Below are 2883 nucleotides of genomic sequence, written 5' to 3'. Positions count from 1 at the left end.
GGACTACCCGAGCTACGTGCCGGTCATGCGCAGCGCCGAGAGCGGCGAGGCGCGCCAGCGCATGTGGCTGGCCAAGGTCAACGAGGGCGGCCAGGGCAACCTCGACCTGCTGACGCAGATTGTCACGCTGCGCGGCGAGTACGCCAAGCTGTTCGGCTTCGACAACTATGTCGATTTCAACCTGCGCCGCCAGATGGCCAAGGATGGCGCGACGGCGACGCGCTTCCTCGATTCCGTGACCGGCGCCGTCAACGCGCGTGAGAACACGGAGCTGCAGGAGCTGCGTGCTGACAAGGCCAAGCACCTGGGCACTTCGCTGGAGCAGACCAAGGTCGAGCGCTGGGACGCCACCTTCTACAGCGAGCGCGTCAAGCTGCAGAAGTTCAGCGTCGATCAGAACGCCTTCCGCCCCTACTTCCCGCCCCAGGCCAGCCTGGAGTTCTCGATGCACATCATCGAGAAATTGATGGGCGTGAAGTACCAGCGCATCGACAACAAGCTCTGGCAGGACGAGGCCCAGACCTATGTCGTCAGCGACGCCGCTTCGGGCAAGCCCATCGCGCAGCTCTACGTCGACCTCTACCCGCGCGACGGCAAGTACAACCACGCGGCCGTCTGGCCGCTGCGCGGCAGCGCGACGCGCATTGGCCGCACGCCGGTGGCGGCGCTCGTCGTCAACTTCGACCGCAACGGCCTGACGCTGGACGAGGTCGAGACCCTGCTGCACGAGCTGGGCCATGCGGTGCATGTGAACCTGTCCAACACGCGCTATGCGGCTACTGCGGGCACCAGCGTCATGCATGACTTCGTCGAGGCGCCGTMGCAGATGCTGGAGGACTGGGTCTATGACAAGAAGGTGCTGAAGCTGATGCAGGAGGTCTGCCCGACCTGCAAGCCCGTGCCGGACGCGATGGTGGACCAGGCCGAGGCCGCCAAGCACTACGGCAAGGGTGGCCAGTTCGGCCGCCAGCATCTGTATGCCAGCTACGACATCACGCTGCACCAGCAAGCCAAGCCCGAACCCATGCCGCTGTGGGCCAAGATGGAAGGCGCCACGCCGCTGGGCCACGTGCAGGGCACGATGTTCCCGGCCGGCTTTGCCCATATCGCCGGCAGCTATGGCGCCGGGTACTACGGCTATTTGTGGAGCCTGGTGGTCGCCATGGACCTGCGCACGGCGTTTACGGCCGACAAGCTGAGCCCCGAAGTCGGCAAGCGCTACCGCGACCTGGTGCTGGGCCAGGGCGCGCAGAAGCCGGCGCCCGAGCTGGTCAAGGACTTCCTCGGCCGCGAGTCCAATTCGCAGGCGTTTTTCGACTATCTGAAGAAGTAAAGGGAGCCTGGGCAGCCGCGGTAGCAGCCCGCGCTGAGACGAGTTGCGGCCAACGCTTGGACGCTGTCAGCGAATCAGGATGCGCAACTCGTTTCAGCCCTTCGGGTTGCGCCTGGCCGCGACGCAGGCTGCGTTGCTCGATCCTCGTGGGCGCGAGCCCACGTCGTCCTCGCGCCTTGCCTGCGCCGCGGCCAGGCCCAACGCGGGCCACTCCCACAGCCGCCCAGGCCCCCTCAGGCGCAGCCGCCCGAGCCACAGCTATGGCTCGCGGCCGCTTCGGCGGCTTCGCGGCATTCCCCTGTTGCCGGATCGAAGCCGCGCTGCGCCATCGTGAAGACCAGGGCCGCATCCATCATCTCGGCATGCTGCGGGAACCAGCCGGCCAGCTCCGTGCGCAGGATGTTCAGCGGTTCGCGGTCGTCCAGCTCATTGGCATAGCGCAGCGCCTCGCGCATCACGTTCAGCACCATGGCGTGCTGGCTGGCATGGCAGTTCTGCGCCTCGAAGCCGCAGCGCGCCATCCAGTCCTCCTCCATCGCGAAGTGAGCCTCGGTGTGAGCCAACAGCGCGTGGTAGGCGGGCAGGGCGTCGATGCCGGCGTCCAGTGCGGCGCCGAAGGCGTTCAGCAGGCCGACGAACTCTTCGTGGGTCGTGTCCAGCGTAGGCTGGTTCAGGACCAGTTTGTCGGTCCAGGCAAGCGTAGTCATGCGGGGATGCTAGTGAGGCGCGACAAGGGCGTGTTGAGCCAGCTCAAACCAGCCGCGCGCGGTGGCGGGCCACCTGGGCGCGCACCTGGGCCGGCGCGGTGCCACCGAGCACATTGCGCGCGTTCAGCGAACCTTCCAGCGACAGCACCTCGAACACATCGGCTTCGATGCGCGCGTCGAAGGCCTTCAGCTCGTCCAGCGACAGCGCGGCCAGGTCCACGCCCTTGGCCGTCGCCGTCTTGACGGCATGGGCGACCACCTCGTGCGCATCGCGGAAGGCCACGCCCTTCTTGACGAGGTAGTCGGCCAGGTCGGTCGCGGTCGCATGGCCCTTCAGCGCCGCGGCGCGCATGGCTTCGGGCTTGACGGTCAGGCCTGCCAGCATGTCGGCAAAGATGCGCAGCGTGTCCTTCAGGGTGTCGACCGTGTCGAACARSGGYTCCTTGTCYTCCTGGTTGTCCTTGTTGTAGGCCAGGGGCTGGCCCTTCATCAGCGTGACGAGGCCGACGAGGTGGCCGACAACGCGGCCCGTCTTGCCGCGCGCCAGTTCGGGCACGTCGGGGTTCTTCTTCTGCGGCATGATCGACGAGCCGGTGCAGAAGGCGTCGGGCAGGGCGATGAAGCCGAAGTTCTGGCTCATCCACAGGATCAGCTCCTCGGACAGCCGCGAGATGTGCAGCATCACCAGCGTGGCGGCCGACGAGAACTCGATCGCGAAGTCACGGTCGCTCACCGCATCCAGGCTGTTCTGGCACACGCCCTCCATGCCCAGCGTCTTCGCGACGCGCTCGCGGTCCAGTGGATAGCTGGTGCCGGCCAGCGCGGCCGCGCCCAGCGGCAGGC

The 2883-nt window shown here is 67.0% G+C and carries 3 protein-coding genes; 1 reads left to right on the top strand and 2 read right to left on the bottom strand.

What is annotated here, in order from left to right; translation table 11 throughout:
- Positions 1–1333: M3 family metallopeptidase (locus tag ACXJKR_RS28850; protein WP_457325766.1), on the top strand; the 1333-nt coding region annotated here is incomplete at its 5' end.
- Between the two features lie 233 nt (positions 1334–1566).
- On the opposite strand, the gene ACXJKR_RS28845 is transcribed toward ACXJKR_RS28850, so the two are convergent.
- Both ACXJKR_RS28845 and argH read right to left on the bottom strand, forming a co-directional pair.
- The gene (locus ACXJKR_RS28845; protein WP_457325765.1) at positions 1567–2040 is read right to left on the bottom strand and encodes a hemerythrin domain-containing protein; all 474 of its coding nucleotides are present in this window, start codon (positions 2038–2040) and stop codon (positions 1567–1569) included.
- A 43-nt stretch (positions 2041–2083) separates the two neighbouring features.
- Positions 2084–2883: argininosuccinate lyase (argH, locus tag ACXJKR_RS28840; protein WP_457325764.1), on the bottom strand; the 800-nt coding region annotated here is incomplete at its 5' end.

Source organism: Roseateles sp. P5_E11 (genome assembly GCF_054049355.1).
This window is presented reverse-complemented; position numbering and strand designations above follow the sequence as displayed.